We start from the raw sequence: 19,161 nt of genomic DNA on the forward strand, positions 1-19,161 counted from the left end.
GTGTACGGTTAATCTTCGAAGTAAGTATAACCTTCAAGCCCGGCATTAAGCTCGGCTAAATACCCTGCTTTACACTGCTCAGACACTGCTAGCTTGTTGACCAATAATTCAAAGTTTTGTGCCAAAATGGCGCTATCATAGTCAACAAACTTTAATACATCCTTAACGCTATCACCTTTAATGGCATTGGTTAATACATAACCGTCGTCGTTAAGCTCTACATGCACTGAGTCGGTGTCACCAAATAAGTTATGTAAATCACCTAAAATTTCTTGGTAAGCCCCTACCATAAACATGGCTATATGGTATTGCTCGCCATGTTGGTACTCAGGTATAGGTAAACTGGTCTCTATGCCCGCGCCTTCTACGTACTCACGAATTTGCCCATCTGAGTCACAGGTAATATCTTGAATAATAGCGCGCTGGGTAAGCGGTTTATCTAAATTTTCGATAGGCATAACCGGAAACAACTGCTCAATGCCCCATACATCAGGTAGCGACTGAAACAGTGAAAAGTTAACAAATAGCTTATCGGCTAGCTTTTCGTGTAAATCGTCAAGTACCTCACGGTGCGCACGCGCGTTATTGCTAAGTGATGCGCGTACTCGGTGCAAAATAGTAAAATATAATTGCTCTATTTTCGCCCACTCTAGCATGCTTACTAACCCATGCACGTATTGGTCGTGCGCTTCGCTAAATAAGTGCATCGCATCATGGTAAATCTCTAGCGCCATACGCGGGTTTAAACGCTGTAAACACTGCCACATTTCATCAAGCACTAACGCACTGTTTTTAAGTGGCGGTTCTGGATTTGGATGATTTGGCGCTTTTTCTACGTCTATCACATCGGTAATTAACACCGCGTGGTGCGCTGTTAAAGCACGCCCTGATTCGGTGATAATGGCTGGGTGCGTAAGTTGATGTTGGTCGCACACCTCAGCAAAAGCATTAACTACATTGCGTGCGTATTCTTCAACGGTGTAGTTCATCGAGCAAGCACTGCGTGAGCCTGAGCCTTCGTAGTCAACCCCTAAGCCACCGCCTACATCAACGGTATTAAGCGGCACTCCTAGCTGGGTAAGTTCAGCAAAGTGGCGCGCGCATTCCCGCAGGGCGCGGTGTATGTCGCGTATGTTGGCAATTTGAGAGCCAATATGAAAATGCACCATTTGCATTAAATGCAATTTATTATGCTTTTTAAGCACCTCAACAGCACTAAGCACTTGGCCTGCGGTTAAGCCAAATTTGCCTTTTTCGCCCCCGGTATTTTGCCACTTACCTTTGCCTACTGAGTTTAAGCGAATACGTATACCAATGGCAGGCTCTATGCCTAGGTTATCTATTTCTTCAAGTAAGGTTGTCAGCTCTGAGAGTTTTTCGACGACTATTTTAACGCTGTGCCCCATGGCTTGGCCAATACAGGCTAAACGTAAAAACTCACTGTCTTTATAGCCATTGCACACAATAGTAATGGGTTTATCGGCTACCCCTAAAATTGCCATAAGCTCAGGTTTTGAACCGGCCTCTAAGCCAACTAAACCACTTGGGTGCGCCAATAGTTTACTGACCACCGAGCGCTGCTGATTAACTTTAATAGGGTATACACACGTGTACTTGCCTTGGTACTCGCGGCTGCTGCGCGCTAAGGTAAATGCATGGGTGAGTGTATCTACTCTATTTTTTAAAATATCGGTAAAGCGCACCAATACCGGCAATGTTAAACCTTGCTGCTTAAATTGCTCTGTGAGCTGCGTTAAAGAAATCGCATTTTTAGATTGGTCACCATCTGGGTAAGCAACCAGCTCGCCTTGTGCGTTAATATCAAAATAGCCATCGCTCCAATGAGCAACATTATATGTAGCGCGTGCTGTTTCTAAACCCCAAGTCATGGCAACTCTTCTTTAATCAATTAGCTATAAAGGCGCATTTTAATACGTCACTACCCCCTACGCTAACAAAAATTGAACTTTAACTCGATACTGGCTAACTTTATTGGCAAAGCAGTTAAAATTTCATTGAGCAAAACGCGAAGCACTGGCAGAATTGCCCCTTTTTCATACTCAACTTAAAAAGTGTAAAAGCAACTATGGCAAATTTAGATCAAAGTAAGTGGTTTACAGAAATTAGCGACCGCGATGGCAGCGCATTTTCATTACGTATCAACAAAAAGTTGGATGAAAAACAGTCTCCTTTTCAAAAGGTAGAAATGTTCGAAACCACAGACTTTGGTAATTTAATGATCATCGATGGCTGTACTATGGTGACTACCCGCGAAAACTTTTTTTACCATGAGATGATTAGCCACCCTGCACTTTTAGCGCACCCAAATCCTAAAAACGTGGTAATTATTGGCGGCGGCGATTGCGGTACATTACGTGAAGTTTTAAAACACCCAGGTGTAGAAACCGTAACGCAAATAGATATAGACGAAGTAGTCACGCAAATGTCGTTAGAATACTTCCCAGAGCTTTGTGAGTCTAACAACGATGCACGCGCAACTGTTATGTTTGATGATGGTATAAAATACATGCGTGACGCTGCGGGCGAGTCTATTGATGTTGTTATTGTTGATGGTACAGACCCTGTAGGCCCAGGCGAGGGATTATTTAACCACGCGTTTTACACTAGCTGCTTAAATGCATTACGCCCTGGTGGTATTTTAGTGCAGCAAAGCGAATCGCCATTAATGCATATGCCACTGCTAGTAGAAATGCGCGAGGCCATGCTAAGTGTGGGCTTTAACGACTTACAAACACTGCCATTTCCACAGCCAATTTACCCAAGCGGTTTATGGTCAGTAACGCTTGCTCGTAAATCACAAGCATTTGATGGCTTTAGAGAAGCCGATGCCGAGCAAGTTGCACAGCAAAGCGAATACTACAACAGCGGTATTCATCACGGCGCACTTGCTACACCAAATTTTATGAAACGCGCATTTGATAAAAAATAATTTACACTTTTTTTGAAACTTAAAGGGAGCTTTAAAAGCTCCCTTTTTTGTACTTTAAAAACGCCATTGAGCGTTGAGCATAATTTGCTGCTGCGATATTCGCTGAGCAAACCCACTACCCGGCCTATTTTGTACAAAGCTATGCAGCGCCGAGCCTTCAGCACCTATTTGTAGCGTATCGGTTAATTGGTAACGCCACGTAGCTGTTAAGCCTTCGCCGTGGCTGGCGTTAGGGTCAAACGCGGTGGTGTCATCGTCATCTACTTTAAAATAATCATACCTAAGCGATAACCTATGCTTACCCGCTTTATGGCTGAGCATTAAATAATGGCTATAAAAACGGTTATAAATAAGCTTATTAGCCCCCATTTCGGTTTTACCATCGAGTAGCTGGGCAATCAAACGGGTTTTACCTGTAAATTTATATAACCACGCTAAGCTGCTAAAGCGAGTATGCCAAGCATACTGCCCTGTTGTGCGATTAAAAATGCTGGGCTCGGCGTTATTATCGTAATAATAAAACCTAAACTGCGAGCGTTTTAAATAATCCCAATGCACACCGGCATAGTAGCCAAAGCGGCCATCTACTTCTTCAAAAGGCAGCACTTGGTTAGCTTGCCAACGTAATTCGTCACTATTTAATGCCGCAATAGGTGCAAATTGTACACTTTCGTTAAATGTTGTTTGCCTGTCGTGCAGCGCAAAGCCGCGCCAAGATAGCAACGTCCCTGTTGGGTCGTTCCCTTTATAAATAGCAGCGCTCACACTAAAACTATGCTTAGAATTAAAACGTTTACCTGGGCGCTTAATGCTAAGCTCACCACCTATGGTGCGAAGCTCTTCGCCAAGCCAACTGTTTATGGCCGAATTAGTATAATTGTAAGGCGAGGCCCAGCCTATATCGGGGTTTTCTAGCGACATACTAGGGTAAAACCCACCAAGCTTTACATGCCATTTATAACGGCTATTTACTAACGGCTGATACTGGAAATACGCTTGGCTTAAACCTAATGTGGTTTTCGGCTCTTGATTAGCATTAACAACGGCATGTGCGCTCCAGACGCTACTTAAATCGGCCTTAAAGTCTATAATTCCTTGCGATAACAAAATGCTATCACTGCTATCTCCATGGCGATATAAACCAATACCGCCATCTTGAAAGCTTTGTGTATCGTCGCTTGCAACCGCACGTACCTGAATAAGCCCTTTAACCTGCGAAAAAGCCGGTAGGCTCATAAAAAGTAAGCCAAGTAATACTGTATTTTTGCGCTTAATAGTCATCAAATTCATCCGTAGCAAAGTCTATTTGCTCGGCTATGGCCTGCTTTACGGTGTAGTGTAAAGGTGACTCGCTTACATTAACGCTGTGGGTTTCTACGTTGCTTATATCGCTAAAGCCAGAATGCCATACACTCATGCTGTATTGCCCATTAGGGGCAGTTAAATTAACCCTACCGTTGTCGTCGGTAATTGCAAAAACGGTGCTATCAACCACCACAATATAGCCCAGCATCCAGTCATGAATATTACAGCCAAGCTCAACCACCCCAGTTTGATCAAACGTTATGGGGGCTTTAGGCTGCTCTTTGTAAAGTTTCAGCTCAAAGGTTTTAGCTTTAGAAAACGAATAAACGTGGTGCATGATAGAGTCGGCATTAGGAAACTCTACCTTTGCATTTTGCGGAACAACTAACGTACGCGGCGTAAACTCGCGGTTTTGTTGGCTCATTGCGTAGGTTTTACTTTCTTGATTGCCGGCCTGAATTGATGCCCCGCTTAGCCACACAACCGCATTTGCTAAAGGCTGATTATTGGCATTTTTTATAGTTATTGTTGTTGCTGCTGCGCAAGTACTCATACATAGCAGTAACACACTTAGTAAGGGTTTTATCATGGGGCTAATCACTATTATCAATTTGTTTACATTATAGACCGATTAAACCGTTAAATTCTTTCTATTTTTTAAAACATTGAATACGTATGTAGACAGTCGTATTAACAACTCACTGCCATTATCCTTAAAGGTCACCACCGACTCATCAAAGGACACACAATGAGAACATCCGCACTTTTACTACTGGCGTTTGCTGGCAATAGCTTTGCACAAACCGCTGTAGTTGAATCACCAAACTCACAAATAAAAGTGACTATTTCAGATGAAAATAGCACACCCAGCTACGCTATTAGCTTTAAAAACAAACCAGCTATAAACGCATCGCGCCTGGGTTTTGAATTTAAAACCCAAGCCGCATTTAGAGATGGTTTTAAAATTACCCATGTTAAGCAGCAAAGCGTAAGTACCCAGTGGCAACAACCTTGGGGCGAGCGACAAACGGTTACTGATAAACACAACGAAGTTGCGGTTACGTTTACAAAAAACGAGCCTAATGGTGCAACCTACACAGTGCGCTTTAGAGCTTTTGATAGTGGCGTTGGCTTTAGATACGAAGTACCAAAACAAGCAGGCTTTGAGCAAACACACATTACCAAAGAGCTCACCGAATTTGCCATTAACAATAACAACAATGCCACCGCCTGGTGGATACCCGCCCGCGGCTGGAACCGATACGAATACGTTTACAACACCACTGCATTAAATGACGTCCCCCTTGCACACACGCCGTTTACCTTAAAAACCCATGACGGTACCCATATAAGCATTCATGAAGCAGCCTTAGTGGATTACGCAGGCATGGTGCTTAATCAGCGCCGCCCAGGCACTTTTAATGCCGATTTAACACCGTGGTCAGACGGCATTGCCGTTAAAAAACAAGGTGCGTTTAATACCCCTTGGCGCACCATTCAAATTGCCGACAGCGCGGTAGGCTTAGTCAATTCAGACATAATATTAAATTTAAACGAGCCTAATAAACTAGGCGATGTGTCGTGGGTAAAACCTGGCAAATACGTGGGTATTTGGTGGGACATGCATATAAACACGCAAACCTGGGGCAGCGGCGAAAAACACGGGGCCACTACACAAACCACTAAGTACTACATGGATTTTGCCGCAGAATATGGCTTTGATGGCGTACTAGTAGAAGGCTGGAACATAGGCTGGGATGGTGACTGGTTTTTTAATGGCGATGTATTTAGTTTTACACAACCCTACGACGACTTTGATATAGCGGCCCTTACTCAATACGGCAAACAAAAAGGCGTGCAGTTAATTGGCCACCACGAAACATCGGGTAATGTAAGTAACTATCGCGACCAAATGGAGGATGCCTTTGCCCTTTACGAAAAATCAAACGTAAGCCAAGTTAAAACGGGCTATGTAGCGGATGGCGGTAACATAAAACGCATAGACGAAAACGGCATTGCCCGTCATGAGTGGCACGACGGCCAATTTATGGTTAACGAGTACCTTTACAACGTAAAGCTGGCTGCTAAACATAAAATTAGTATTAACACCCACGAGCCGATAAAAGACACCGGCCTGCGCCGTACCTACCCAAACTGGATTGCGCGCGAAGGGGCACGCGGCCAAGAGTTTAATGCATGGGGCACGCCACCTAACCCACCAGAGCACATTCCTATGCTGGCGTTTACCCGTATGCTGGCAGGGCCTATGGACTTTACCCCTGGCATTTTCGATATGGGCTTTAATGGCTTAGGCGATGATACAAACCGCCCGCAAACAACACTTGCCAAGCAACTTGCACTTTATGTTGTGCTGTATAGCCCAATTCAAATGGCCGCCGACTTACCTAAAAACTATTTAGCCAAGCCTGATGCATTTCAATTTATTCAAGACGTACCAACCGATTGGCAGCAAAGTATTGCGCTTGATGGCGAAGTGGGCGACTTTATTGTTTTTGCCCGTAAAGAGCGTAAACGCGATAAATACTCAGGAAACGATTGGTACTTAGGCGCCGTAACCGACGAAAAAGCCCGAACTATTGAGGTAAAACTCGACTTTTTAGAAAAGGGTAAAAAGTTTGAAGCGCACATATACCAAGACGGTAAAAACGCTGAATGGAAAAACAATCCGTACGATTTAGATATCAAAAAGCGCATTGTTAGCGCAAACGACAAGCTAACTTTAAAACTAGCAACAAGTGGTGGTACAGCAATCCGCTTTAAAGCACTTTAAGTTTTAATACTATTAACGTTATGGAAATAGCCAACTCTGCACAGCTTACTGTGCAGAGTTTTGTATTTTTATAGGTAAATAAATTTGTGCACTTAGGCCGCCTTCTGGACGGTTTTCTAGCTTAACTTTACCATCGTGCATATCAATAATACGCTTAATAATGGCAAGGCCTAAACCACTCCCCTCACTACCACGCGCAGTGTCACCTTGTTTAAAAGGCTCAAACACCGATTCTAGTTCGCTTTCTGGTATACCGGGGCCGTTATCGTTTACCGCTATCACAACGTATTTTTTGTTTGAATTAAAGTAGCTTAATACTTCTATATCGCCATCGGAATAGCGCAGCGCGTTTTCAATCATGTTAGTAATTACACGCTTAATAGCCACACTACTTAACGGAACAAGCCCTACGCTGGGGTTGCCTTTAAAGGTAATAACGCGTTGCTGTTTAAGCTCACAATTAACCACTTCAGTCACTAGCGCGTTTATATCTTCGCAAACAAGCTCATCTGTTTTGTGGTGGCGTAAATACTCAATAAATTGATCGATAATGCCGTTCATATCTTCAATATCGTAAATAATGCCTTCGCGAAGGTAGTCATCTTCATCATTCATCATTTCGGTGGCAAGGCGGATACGAGTAAGCGGGGTGCGTAAATCGTGAGAAACACCAGCCATGAGTAAACGGCGGTCGTTTTCAAGAGCGGCTATACCGCGCGACATTTGGTTAAATGCACGGGTAACTTCTATTACTTCACTGGAGCCTTCTTCTTCAAGCTTACTACTAAAATCGCCCTTACCCACTTTCACGGCTGCTTGCTGCAACGCCTTTAATGGGCGATTTAAGTGCCGAGCAAATAGCCAGCCGCCTAACACACTTAAAAAACCAATACTTGATAAGTAAAACGTTAAAAATTCGAGGTTATTTTCTTGATACCCGCTAAGCGGTACTTTTACCCAGTAACCGGGTGCTTGCGGCGCTTCTACCCAATAAATCAGCGGGTCGGTTTGACTAATACGCACCCGAGCAGAACCATTTAATTGCTCAGACATACTACGCGACAGCATCGAGTATTCTCGGGTTTGACCCAGCCCTTGGCGCATTGCCTCGCGCTGCGTCATCACTTCTATACCTGTAATTTCAAAAAACTTTTCAGATACTTCGTCGTTTATTTCTACGCCGTCTTCCCAGTCTATAAATACCGTTTTAATTTGCTTTGCGAGCATTAAATTTACTTGCTCTATGGTTGGTTTTACAACGTAAAAGCTCACCGTTACATACGACACTATTTGGTTAATTAGCAGTAAAGCGGCCACTAAAAATACAGTTTGTCCAAACGCACTACGCGGAAAAAATCCCATATAAACTACTTATCACCGTCAGGAACAAACACATAACCCAAACCCCATACAGTTTGAATATAGCGCGGATTGGCAGCATCTACTTCTATCATGCGGCGCAGTCGCGATACTTGCACATCAATACTGCGCTCAAGCGCACTGTAATCTCGCCCTCGAGCAAGGTTCATTAGTTTATCGCGGCTCAGTGGCTCGCGCGGGTGCGATACAAGGGCTTTAAGTACGGCAAATTCACCGCTGGTGAGTGAAATGGTTTTATCGCCCTCACTCATTTCGCGCGTGGCTAAATTAAGCGTAAATTGACCAAAGGCTATTAAGTTTTCTTCTGCTGCGGGTGCGCCCGGTACTTCTTTGGCGCGGCGGCGTAAAATAGCTTTTATGCGAGCCAGTAATTCGCGCGGGTTAAACGGTTTCGGGATGTAGTCGTCTGCGCCTAGTTCAAGGCCTATAATACGGTCGACCTCATCGCCTTTTGCTGTCAGCATCACAATAGGGATTTCGTTTTCTTTTTGGCGTAGCCGACGGCAAATAGATAAACCATCTTCGCCTGGTAGCATTAAATCAAGCACCATTAAGTGAAAGTTCTCTCGCTCAATGAGTCTATCCATTTGCTCTGAGTTTGCGGCGGTTCTAACAATAAAGCCTTGCTCTACTAAATAGCGCTCTAGTAAGCTGCGCAGGCGCATATCGTCATCTACAACTAATACTTTTGTGGTTTCGTGTCCCATTGCGTGTTTCTTATTTTTATTTCCAATTAATAGTTAATATAAATGAAAAACTTAATAATCAAAATCTAATTGCGCGCTTAGATTGTTACTGAACATTTCAAAGTTATAATATTAGGGCGTGTTGACCTTTGCGGATTGAAATTTGTTCAATCTAGGGGCGATTAAATTGCGGCGCGAGCTTTATAACCTAGTGGGCTAAGTAAAAACCGAGTAAAGCTTCCGCGTCCTGCTCACGCCCCTTACCTACATCCATGTAGGCAACTAAGAGTTTATCGCCCCTAGGCAGAACCCGAAGGGCAGCGCATGTTTGGCATTTATGCTGCGTTATCACCTATTTATGGGGAATAACCACACTTCATAGGCTCTGCCTTGCCTAAAAACCAAACATACTGCTGCAAATTCGACCATCAAAGAACAACACGCCCTAAAGTTTACACTCGACAAATTTTAGCAATTTTAATAACGTGCACAGCATTAGAGTTAATGAATAAAAGCCCATGAAAACAAATTTAATAACCCGCGAAGGTTACTTACAATTACAGCAAGAGCACGACCATTTATGGAACGTTAAACGCCCTGAAGTCACTAAAATAGTGAGCTGGGCGGCAAGCCTTGGCGATCGCTCAGAAAATGCAGACTATCAATATAATAAACGCTTACTGCGCCAAATTGATCGTCGTGTTCGGTATTTGCGCAAACGCTTACCCGATTTAAAAGTTATTGATTACTCACCGCAGCAAGACGGTAAAGTATTTTTTGGCGCATGGGTAGAAATAGAAAACGAGCAAGGCGAGGTTAAAAAATTTAGAATTGTAGGGCCTGATGAAATATACGACCGTAAAGACTACATATCAATTGACTCACCTATGGCGCGCGCCCTGATAAAAAAACAAGTAGACGATGATTTTGAGGTACCTACACCGCAAGGTAAAAAAGAATGGTATGTAAATAGTATTGAATATCAAAAATAGTCCCCCATAACATTATTAATAAATAACTACTTTGATTCAGATCAGGTAAATTTTTTATTGTGTAATATATCTCATTAGGATATATATTGGTTTAGCAGGTTTATCTTTAACCTGATTTTTAAGGTAGTGGCTATGTCAAACTTAGTACAGCGCATATGTAGTAATGCCGTATTGTTTGCACTTTTAATGAGTGTGAGTTTGACTCTGCATGCCAATACCACCGAAGTAAGTATAGATAACGCCAGTGTATCTAATCATTTTATCGCTTGTGAATTTCCTGACCAAGCAACCCCCGACATTGACTTAGATTCTCATGTTAATGCATTTGCTATTAGGTTGTTTCAACCGCTACCTAATGCTGTTTCATCTTTTTACCAAAGTACAAACCTATACCGTCCTTTTAGTACGGCATATCAACGTGGTCCACCTAGCTATTTAATTTAATTCACAATTTTACTTTTTGATTAAATTTTATAACTAATAAGGTGACTACTATGTCTAACTTTAAAGAATTACGTACCCAAAATATTTCTCATGGCGTTATTGCAAGCACGTTTGAAGATCAACAAGCCACTATTGATTTAACATCTCCGGCTTTAACCGTAATCAATAACTTTACCCAAAAAACGCCAATTCGGGCTCAATACGACACTCCTATTAGCGAGGCGCTTAAACAAGTACTAGCAGAGCACTCTGACTATGTATTGGTGACTGATGATGCGCAAAAATTAATTGGTATTGTTTCAAGTGCCGACCTACAAAGCGCTAAAATTACGGCCATTGCACAGCGTTTAAATACCAGCCGCAATGAAGTGAGCTTACGCTACATTATGACACCTATTAGCCAACTTAATGGCGTAAGTATGCAAAGCCTAAGCTATGCAAGTATTGGCGATGCACTACAAACAATGGAGCATCAAGGCAGCATGTTTTTATTAGCAACAACCACTAATAACGAAATATGCGGGTTAATCTCGGCGCGTCAAATAGCTAAAACGTTACACATTCCAGTGCATATTACCCCTATTGCTCACACGTTTAGTGATGTTTTAGAAAGCGTAGAGCACCCTCACTAAAGCGCGCTTTTACGCTTTGTAAGCTCAGCCAAGCCAACCATCTTAAAGCAAGCAAAATTGCTTGCTTTAAGAGCTTTTTATTACAACCTGCTGTGATATTATTCAACTAATAAATACCTACCAAACTCATTAAATAGCAACTTTAATAAGCTGGGTATAACAGTACCAGAGGGATTTTCTGGTTTTATTTTTTGTATTAAAAGGTTTATGCATGAGCGATATCTCTGCACGTTTAGCCACTGAGCTAAATGCACAACAGCAACAAGTTGTTGCTGCTACAAAATTACTTGATGAAGGCGCAACGGTTCCTTTTATTGCGCGTTACCGTAAAGAAATTACCGGTGGATTAGACGACACGCAATTACGCCTTTTAGAGCAACGTTTGTCGTACTTGCGCGAGCTGGAAGAGCGCCGCAGCTTTATTTTATCAACCATCGAATCACAAAATAAATTAACGCCAGCACTTAGTGCCGATATAACCAGCGCACAAAGTAAAACTGAGCTTGAAGATTTATACCTTCCTTATAAAGCTAAACGTCGTACCAAAGGGCAAATAGCCATTGAAGCAGGCCTTGAGCCACTTGCCGATGCGCTATTTAACGACGCAAACTTAGAGCCAGAGCAACAAGCGCAGCAGTTTATAAATGCCGACAAAGGCATTGCTGATACCAAAGCAGCCCTTGATGGCGCTAAATTTATTTTAATGGAACGCTTTGCAGAAGATGCCAAGTTATTAGCTAAATTTAGAAGCCACATTAGCCAACACGGCGCTATACAAAGCACACTTATTGACGGCCAAGAGCAAGCCGGTAGCAAATACCGCGACTACTTTGACCATCAAGAACCTCTTAAAAAGGTCCCTTCTCACCGCGCACTTGCTATGTTGCGCGCGCGTAACGAAGGTATTTTGCAGCTGAGTATTAACCCAGAGCCAAGCAGCGAAAATTCAGCCCAGCTATGCGCGCAAATGATTGCTGATCACTACCGCTTAGATGTGAAATATAAAGCAGCTAGCGCATGGCTATTAAGTGTTGTGCAGTGGGCATGGAAAATAAAGCTTGGCCTACACCTAGAAAATGAATTTTTAGCAGCCATGCGAGAAAAAGCCGAAACCGGCGCTATAGATGTATTTGCTAAAAACTTAAAAGACTTACTTATGGCCGCCCCTGCTGGGCCGCGTACCACGCTTGGTCTAGATCCTGGTTTGCGAACTGGCTGTAAAATTGCCGTAGTTGATGGCACAGGTAAATTGCTTACAACCCAAACTATTTTTCCCCACGCACCACAAAATCACTGGGAAAAATCGTTACGTACATTAGAGCAACTATGTCGCCAGCATAAGGTAGAACTTATTGCGATTGGTAACGGAACCGCATCACGCGAGTCTGACAAGCTAGTAGGCGAACTTATTAAGGCCAATGCTGAGCTTAAATTAAACAAAATTATGGTAAGCGAAGCCGGCGCGTCTGTTTACTCTGCGTCTGAATTTGCAGCGAATGAATTTCCTAACTTAGATGTGTCTTTGCGTGGCGCGGTATCTATTGCGCGTCGCCTGCAGGACCCACTTGCCGAGCTTGTTAAAATTGAGCCAAAATCAATTGGTGTAGGCCAATACCAGCACGATGTATCGCAAAGCCAATTAGGCCAAACACTAACCGCAGTGGTAGAAGACTGTGTAAACTCAGTGGGTGTTGATTTAAATATGGCCTCGGTGCCGCTTCTTACTCGCGTATCGGGGTTAAATAAAACCTTAGCGCAAAATATAGTAAATTACCGCGACACTAACGGCACGTTTACTAAGCGTAGCGAACTTAAAAAAGTTGAGCGTTTAGGACCAAAGGCGTTTGAACAAGCAGCAGGCTTTTTGCGTATTAATCAGGGTAAAGACCCACTTGATAACTCATCAGTACACCCTGAGGCTTATCCTGTTGTTAAACTTATTTGTGAGCGTAACAACCTTGATGTAAATAGCTTAATAGGCAATAGCGAGTTTTTAAATAAGCTGGTTGCTAATGACTACACCGACGAGAAGTTTGGTTTACCTACCGTTACCGACATCATTAAAGAGCTAGATAAGCCTGGGCGCGATCCTCGTCCTGAGTTTAAAACTGCTGAATTTAAAGCCGGTGTAGAAAAAATCACAGACCTAAAACCCGGTATGATTTTAGAAGGTGTGGTTTCTAACGTTGCTAACTTTGGTGCGTTTGTTGATGTAGGTGTTCACCAAGATGGCCTAGTGCATATTTCGGCAATTACTAATAAGTTTATCTCTGATCCGCGCGAAGTAGTAAAAGCCGGTGACATTGTAAAAGTAAAAGTGGTTGAGGTAGATGCCCCACGTAAACGCATTAGCTTTACTATGCGCTTAGATGATGAAATAGACACAAGCAATAAACCCGCTGCCGCGCCGCAAAAGCAACGCAGTAATCAGGGCCAGCAACCGCGTGCAGCAAAACCAAAGCGCGATAACGGTAACGCCATGATGGGTAATGCCTTTGCCGATGCATTTGCTAATGCAAAAGTAAAAAAATAATACCCTTTTGCTTCATTAAGTGATGTCTCCTCAAACTAAAAAGCCGCTCATTGAGCGGCTTTTTTAATTATGCTTAGCTGGTTTTAACCAAACGCAGAAAAACCACTCTCGTTTTGGGGTGAGCTAGTCATTTGATAAAAATTGGCTATACGGCCAGCTCGTGCGTCTACTTCTGGGTCGCGTGATTGCTCGGTATTAGTATCGTTTTGAGACTCAGCAGTGCTGGTTTCGTTTATTGATAACGCACTTTGTGGCTCTTGTGCTTGCGCTTCATCGTCAGCAGGGGCTGATAATTCAGCTTGCGCTGCGGCCATTTTTTGGGTTGCATCAGCGGCAATGGCTCTATCGGCACTAGAAGGTTCAGCAGGGGCAAGTGCGGCTGCACGTACCGTTTGCATTTTATCTATAGTGGCTTGCGGATCGCCAGGGATTTCAGATACATCAATTTGTACCTCACCGCCAACAGCGTAATTAGTGCCATCTGGTCCACGTTGGTATTCATAACTTGGTGAGCCTGCATACTGCCCACCCACCGATGCATGAGCTTGTTCGTGCACACGCACTTCAGTATCGCGCGCTTTAAGCTCTTCAATTTGCTGCTGTTCTAATTCTAGCTGTTGCTGATCTTGCTCTTCTTCGGGGGTGTCTTCGCTTGCTTGTTGGTTTTGTTGTTCGCTATCTGAATCTTCGCTGCCTTGCTGGCGCTGCTCAACAGCTTGCTCATCACTGAGTTTACCGGTTGCATCGTAGGTGGCGGCTTCTGCACTGCTTGGCAGTTTTGCTTTATCAGCATCGCTTTGTGCTTTGGTTTCGGTATTACTGGCGCTATTGGGTGCAGGGGCAGGAATTACTTCGCGCAGTTGGTTGTCACGCCGAGCGGTTTCCGTATAAACATTGGCGGTGTTTATATTGATAGACGGAAATGGCGTGACAATATTCATAACGTTTAAACTTTAATATCGATTAGCGTACCAAGCACTTCATCTGCAGTTTGAATAGATTGCGTGTTTGCCTTGGCATTAAACTCTTCAACTTTTAAATTAACAAGCGCTTCGTCAACCCGAGCTGGCTGTGCAACAGGCGCTGTTACAGCCTCTTCAGGTCGCGCAGCTGTTAACTGGCGCTGTTGGGCTAGTTGCGTATCGTCTTGCTCTTCAATGGTGGCACGGTTTATCTCTGCGCTTGCGCGTTCTATACTTTGGCTTGCACGATTAAACCCTTCTACACCACTATTAAATACTGTACCAATAGCCATGCTGTACCTCCCAAAAATAAATATTGTTTAATTATCGCTCACTTCATGGGCAAAATAAAGCTTTAAACAGTACCTTTCTTTAGGCTATTTTAAAGCATTGATTTAACGGCAGATAAAAACTCTTTTTTATGAGAAATAAACGGCGCATGGGAGGCTTTGTCTAGTACTTCGTATTCAAACTCAGTATTTAGTGCTGCCATTTTATTAATTGCTTTGTAAGGTACCAGCGCATCTAAACGGCCAAATATCGCTTTTATAGGCACTGGGCAATGCGCAAATACGTTGCGTAAATCATCATTTTGTAAAATATTTAAACCCGCACTTAATGCCTCACTTTTAGGGGCGTTGTACTGATTTAGCAAGTGCTTTAGCTGCTTTATATCATCGCGTGCCGACTCGCTACCCATGGCCTGAATAGCTAAAAAGCGCTCTATGGTTTTTTCTCGGTGATTAACTAATTGCTCTTTAAATTGCTCAAGCACGCTGGATTTTATTCCAGGCCAATCATCTGCCTCGGAAAAAAAAGGGCTTGAGGCAACTAAAATTACTTTTGCTACTTTATTTGGCCAATGTTTAGCAATATAAAGTGCAAACAATCCTCCTAGCGACCAGCCCATTAAAATAGAGCCAGAGCTAAGTTGCTCGCTTACGATTTCAGCTGCATCGTGTAAATTATAAGGGCTTGGGCAGCTATTGCTGTTGCCAAAGCCAGGCAGGTCAATGCTGCGCACCGAGCCACTGTATAAAAACGTTAACTCTGGCTGCACTAATTGCCATACGCCTTGGTTCATGCCCCAACCATGTAATAAAACTAACTCGCTTTGCATATTTGCCTAACCTTAACCAAACTTAGCCACATCATAACGCTTACATTGACGAAAGCAACGCAAGGAGCAGCCAATGCAACACTCATTTTTTAATTGGTTATTCCCCTCTTATTGCGTGCAGTGTCAGGGAGTTATTAGTGCTCAAGAGGGGTTGTGCGACTATTGCTTAACGGATTTAAGCGTGTTTGATTTAAATAAGCACAGTAATTTATTGCACCGCCCGGATATTGTAGAAATGTTTCCGCATTACGAATTTGATAAGCTCTTTGCCTGTGCTTTTTATCAGCCCCCTTTTGAGCATTGGCTTAAACGGCTCAAATTTAATAATCAAATTCACTATAAAAAAGCGCTGCAACAAGTAATTAAACGCCAACTATCGGTGTTTTTTGAAAATTTAACTACCCAGCCCGACATAGCTATTATTTTACCTTTGCACCGAGGACGCTTTTTAACGCGCGGGTTTAATCAGGTAAGCCAAGTGTGGCAACCGTGTTTGGCAAAACATATTTGTATAAGTAATGCGCTAATACGCAATAAAGCCACGCAAGCACAGTCACAATTATCTAGATCCAAGCGGGTTAAAAATGTAAAAAATGCCTTTGTATGTACACAAGATATGAGCGGTAAAACGGTGGTTATTGTAGATGATGTAATGACCACAGGCGCCACGCTCAACGCGGCTACCCGGGTATTAAAGCAAGCGGGCGCTAAACAAGTCTGGGCTTTTGCTACGTGTTTAACGCCACTTTAAAGGGGTAGTTAATCACCTCTTACTCTAAATGTGTGGCCAAAAAATAAAGCATTACTGAGTAATCGGCTTGTGCCGTACCAGTATCCTCTAAATACAGGATTATCTGTCATCGCAATAACACTGCCACGCCCGTATGAGTGGGCCATCATGGCTGCTGCACCGGCAATTTGCTGCTCATTTACGCCATCGGTAAACCCTGCTAATAGTGGTTTTTGCGGGTAAGTGAGTATGTTTACAAACGGGGCAGATGATTTTTCTAATAACCAGGTACTATTTTTAAATACAGGCAGCGTTTCGCGATTAAGCGAAAACGTTAGTGGATGCGTGGTGTCTACATCGGTATTAAAAATAGCGCCGGCTATACGTTGTCGCCCTGCTAAATGATCTTTATCTGCGTAATTTAGCCCTTGAGTATTAAAAGCGCTGGCTACATCTTGCCTAGATAAATAATTAGCCTTAAGTAATTGCTGATCAGCTAAAAATTTAGCGCCGCCTTTGTGACCCCAAATTACGCCGCCTTTTCTTACCCAGCTTTTAATGGCAACTTTATCGCTATCGGGTAAGCCCGAATAATTACCATTAGCTAGTACAATGTGGCTGTAATTATTTAAATCTAGGCTACCTAAACGTTCCATTTCTACTATGGTCGGAGAAATACCGACAAAGCGGTCAAGGTAATACCATACTTCACCCGCTTCGTATTGGCTTACGCCTTTACCGCCCACAAGCAGTACTTTTGGCTCGTTTAATACCGCCATAGTGCGCGAGCCTAAATCGGCGCCTTTCCCTGTAAGACCAGTGGTAATAGGCTTTATCGCAATACCAAACTGGGTTTGAGCATCGTTTAAAATAGCCACCCAATCAGGGGGTGTTTGCAGCCCTGCGGGGACAATAATGCTGCCAGGTGCAAAATCTATTTCGGTGGTGCTACTTTTAGCTGTTAAGGCGCTTAACGCGACACGCGCTTTAATGCCTTGCTTTAGCAAGCTATTTAACATTTTAGGCGCTAAGTAATCGTCCCAGGCAAAGCCAAATGCATAACTTTGCTTTAACGCAGCAAATGATGGTTTAACTGCTTTTTGCCACGCAGTGCTGGCTACTTCTAAGCCCCAACTACTTTTTACTTGTGCAAACTCTAAATTAAAAGCGTGGGCGAGTGTCCAGCCCGACACATCATAAAATGTGTTATCGGCAAAACTTTTTTGCTCACTAAAAATAGCTTTTACTAAACGAAACTGTGGCTGAGCTAACGGCACAAAATAACTCTGGGTGCTAAAGTTTTTGCCATTGGCTTTTAGCGCTTTTGTAAGTGGATAGGCGTTAATTTGATGCTGCTTTAACAGGTTTAAAAATAGTTTAATCCGGGTGTTGTCTTTAGCACCCTCAACCACATAGCCTTCAAAACTTTCATCATGTGCTAAATCAACTGCTTGGTTATAAAATTTAGCCTGATAGGTTAATAGCGCCTGACGGTTATCTACCGCTGCTTTAAAGGTTGATAGGCTTGTTAATAACTGATTTTTAATAGTAAAAGGAAACGTAAGCGTACCATTTATGGTTTCTTGTATATGCCCACGTGAGCTGGCTTGCTCAAATAAAATACCTATACCGCCGTTTACATCGGGGTAGGTTGAACCCTTGCCGTAATAAAAGTCGTCAAAGCTTTCTTCGGTAAAATAAAGGGCATTATTTTTATCTAAAGTTTTAGCATGGTAATTGGCTATGGCTTTGGTAAGCGTTACGTTTTCATCTGGGGTAATTGGGTGCTTGCGACTGGCAATGCCAGGTTGAAAAAAGTAGCTGCTGTTTGGGCCCATTTCATGAAAATCGGTAAGAATATTTGGCTTCCATTGATGAAACTTAGCAATGCGTGCACGCGACTCTGGGTGTTGTAGTAACAACCAATCGCGGTTTAAATCAAACCAATAGTGATTTGTACGGCTACTTGGCCAGCTTTCTACGTGTTCACGCGTTTTAGGGTCGCTTGATAAGTTCATCCCCCGATTACTATTAGCCCAATTAGCAAAGCGAGCCAAGCCATCAGGGTTAAGTGAAGGGTCGAGCAAAATAACGGTATTATTTAATAGTTTTTCTATTTCTGGGCCTTGCGCTGCAGCAAGGTAGTACGCAACCAATAAAGCGGCATTGCTGCCTGATGACTCATTGCCATGCACACTGTATCCCATCCAAACTACAGCAGGCTCATTTTGTGTGTTTTTAACTTGCTCACTGTTTGTTAAACGGGCTAAGTGCGCTTGGCGAATTTGCTCTAAGTTAGCTAGTTTTTCAGCGCTGCTAATACTTAGCATCACAAGCGGACGTTGCTCGTGTGTGCGCCCTATTACTTCAAAATTTATACGATTACTTTTTTGCGCTAGAATTTCCATATAACGCACCAGTTGATCGTGCCTTACATGCCACTCACCTACTTCGTAACCAAGTACGTCTTGTGGGGTGGGTATTGTTTTATCAAACTCTACACCTTGTTCAAAATAATACGAAAGTGGTTTTGCCATACTTGAAAAGCTAAGTATTGCCACCATTATAGTTACTATCCAGCGCATATAAATCACTCTAAAAATGTTTGTTATTTGCACGCTAGCATTGCTTAAAAT

General features: G+C 43.0%; 16 protein-coding genes. 7 read left to right on the forward strand and 9 right to left on the reverse strand.

Features of this window, described 5'->3' with window-relative positions; genetic code table 11:
- Positions 1 to 8: 8 nt before the first annotated feature.
- Positions 9 to 1,889, reverse strand: a complete 1,881-nt coding sequence (gene speA / locus MTF68_RS16985) for a biosynthetic arginine decarboxylase (RefSeq protein WP_029773672.1) — start codon at positions 1,887 to 1,889, stop codon at positions 9 to 11.
- A gap of 197 nt (positions 1,890 to 2,086) precedes the next feature.
- Here speA and speE point away from each other — a divergent pair, with 197 nt between their 5' ends.
- A complete protein-coding gene (gene speE / locus MTF68_RS16990) occupies positions 2,087 to 2,950 on the forward strand; it encodes a polyamine aminopropyltransferase (protein WP_248463131.1) in 864 nt (287 codons plus the stop codon).
- A gap of 54 nt (positions 2,951 to 3,004) precedes the next feature.
- Here the strand turns inward: speE and MTF68_RS16995 are convergent, their stop codons facing one another.
- Both MTF68_RS16995 and MTF68_RS17000 read right to left on the reverse strand, forming a co-directional pair.
- Positions 3,005 to 4,231, reverse strand: coding sequence for a hypothetical protein (locus MTF68_RS16995; RefSeq protein WP_248463133.1), 1,227 nt, complete (start codon positions 4,229 to 4,231; stop codon positions 3,005 to 3,007).
- Positions 4,221 to 4,844 carry a methylamine utilization protein gene (locus tag MTF68_RS17000; protein ID WP_096042433.1) on the reverse strand — a complete coding sequence of 208 codons (624 nt, stop codon included), beginning with the start codon at positions 4,842 to 4,844 and terminating at the stop codon, positions 4,221 to 4,223. Before MTF68_RS17000 ends, MTF68_RS16995 begins: the two co-directional genes overlap by 11 nt.
- 159 nt (positions 4,845 to 5,003) lie before the next feature.
- On the opposite strand from MTF68_RS17000, the gene MTF68_RS17005 reads away from it, so the two are divergent.
- Entirely contained in the window at positions 5,004 to 7,046 is a 2,043-nt protein-coding gene (locus MTF68_RS17005; protein ID WP_248463134.1) for a glycoside hydrolase family 97 protein, read from the forward strand.
- Between the two features lie 45 nt (positions 7,047 to 7,091).
- On the opposite strand, the gene envZ is transcribed toward MTF68_RS17005, so the two are convergent.
- Positions 7,092 to 8,408 (reverse strand): two-component system sensor histidine kinase EnvZ, encoded by a 1,317-nt coding sequence (gene envZ / locus MTF68_RS17010; RefSeq protein WP_004587538.1) that lies wholly within the window; start codon positions 8,406 to 8,408, stop codon positions 7,092 to 7,094.
- 5 nt (positions 8,409 to 8,413) lie between these two features.
- Entirely contained in the window at positions 8,414 to 9,133 is a 720-nt protein-coding gene (gene ompR / locus MTF68_RS17015; protein ID WP_004587537.1) for a two-component system response regulator OmpR, read from the reverse strand.
- A 497-nt stretch (positions 9,134 to 9,630) separates the two neighbouring features.
- On the opposite strand from ompR, the gene greB reads away from it, so the two are divergent.
- From greB to MTF68_RS17035, 4 genes are all read left to right on the forward strand, one after another.
- Complete coding sequence (gene greB / locus MTF68_RS17020; protein ID WP_004588245.1) at positions 9,631 to 10,104, forward strand: transcription elongation factor GreB; 474 nt, start codon at positions 9,631 to 9,633, stop codon at positions 10,102 to 10,104.
- A 132-nt stretch (positions 10,105 to 10,236) separates the two neighbouring features.
- On the forward strand, positions 10,237 to 10,548 hold the full coding sequence (locus MTF68_RS17025; protein ID WP_029774183.1) for a hypothetical protein: 312 nt from the start codon (positions 10,237 to 10,239) through the stop codon (positions 10,546 to 10,548).
- A gap of 50 nt (positions 10,549 to 10,598) precedes the next feature.
- Positions 10,599 to 11,180 (forward strand): CBS domain-containing protein, encoded by a 582-nt coding sequence (locus MTF68_RS17030; RefSeq protein WP_004588243.1) that lies wholly within the window; start codon positions 10,599 to 10,601, stop codon positions 11,178 to 11,180.
- 211 nt (positions 11,181 to 11,391) lie between these two features.
- Entirely contained in the window at positions 11,392 to 13,713 is a 2,322-nt protein-coding gene (locus MTF68_RS17035) for a Tex family protein (protein WP_248463135.1), read from the forward strand.
- Between the two features lie 83 nt (positions 13,714 to 13,796).
- Here MTF68_RS17035 and MTF68_RS17040 read toward each other — a convergent pair whose 3' ends face one another.
- The 3 genes from MTF68_RS17040 to bioH form a co-directional block, all read right to left on the reverse strand.
- On the reverse strand, positions 13,797 to 14,654 hold the full coding sequence (locus MTF68_RS17040; protein WP_248463136.1) for a putative metalloprotease CJM1_0395 family protein: 858 nt from the start codon (positions 14,652 to 14,654) through the stop codon (positions 13,797 to 13,799).
- A gap of 5 nt (positions 14,655 to 14,659) precedes the next feature.
- Positions 14,660 to 14,968 carry a hypothetical protein gene (locus MTF68_RS17045; protein WP_248463137.1) on the reverse strand — a complete coding sequence of 103 codons (309 nt, stop codon included), beginning with the start codon at positions 14,966 to 14,968 and terminating at the stop codon, positions 14,660 to 14,662.
- 89 nt (positions 14,969 to 15,057) lie between these two features.
- Positions 15,058 to 15,795 carry a pimeloyl-ACP methyl ester esterase BioH gene (gene bioH / locus MTF68_RS17050; RefSeq protein WP_248463138.1) on the reverse strand — a complete coding sequence of 246 codons (738 nt, stop codon included), beginning with the start codon at positions 15,793 to 15,795 and terminating at the stop codon, positions 15,058 to 15,060.
- A gap of 73 nt (positions 15,796 to 15,868) precedes the next feature.
- On the opposite strand from bioH, the gene MTF68_RS17055 reads away from it, so the two are divergent.
- Positions 15,869 to 16,546, forward strand: coding sequence for a ComF family protein (locus tag MTF68_RS17055; protein WP_248463139.1), 678 nt, complete (start codon positions 15,869 to 15,871; stop codon positions 16,544 to 16,546).
- A gap of 8 nt (positions 16,547 to 16,554) precedes the next feature.
- Here the strand turns inward: MTF68_RS17055 and MTF68_RS17060 are convergent, their stop codons facing one another.
- Positions 16,555 to 19,110 (reverse strand): M14 metallopeptidase family protein, encoded by a 2,556-nt coding sequence (locus MTF68_RS17060; RefSeq protein ID WP_248463158.1) that lies wholly within the window; start codon positions 19,108 to 19,110, stop codon positions 16,555 to 16,557.
- Positions 19,111 to 19,161: the final 51 nt, after the last annotated feature.

It is taken from the genome of Pseudoalteromonas sp. 2CM37A (assembly GCF_023161885.1).
Taxonomy (GTDB): Bacteria; Pseudomonadota; Gammaproteobacteria; order Enterobacterales; family Alteromonadaceae; genus Pseudoalteromonas; species Pseudoalteromonas atlantica.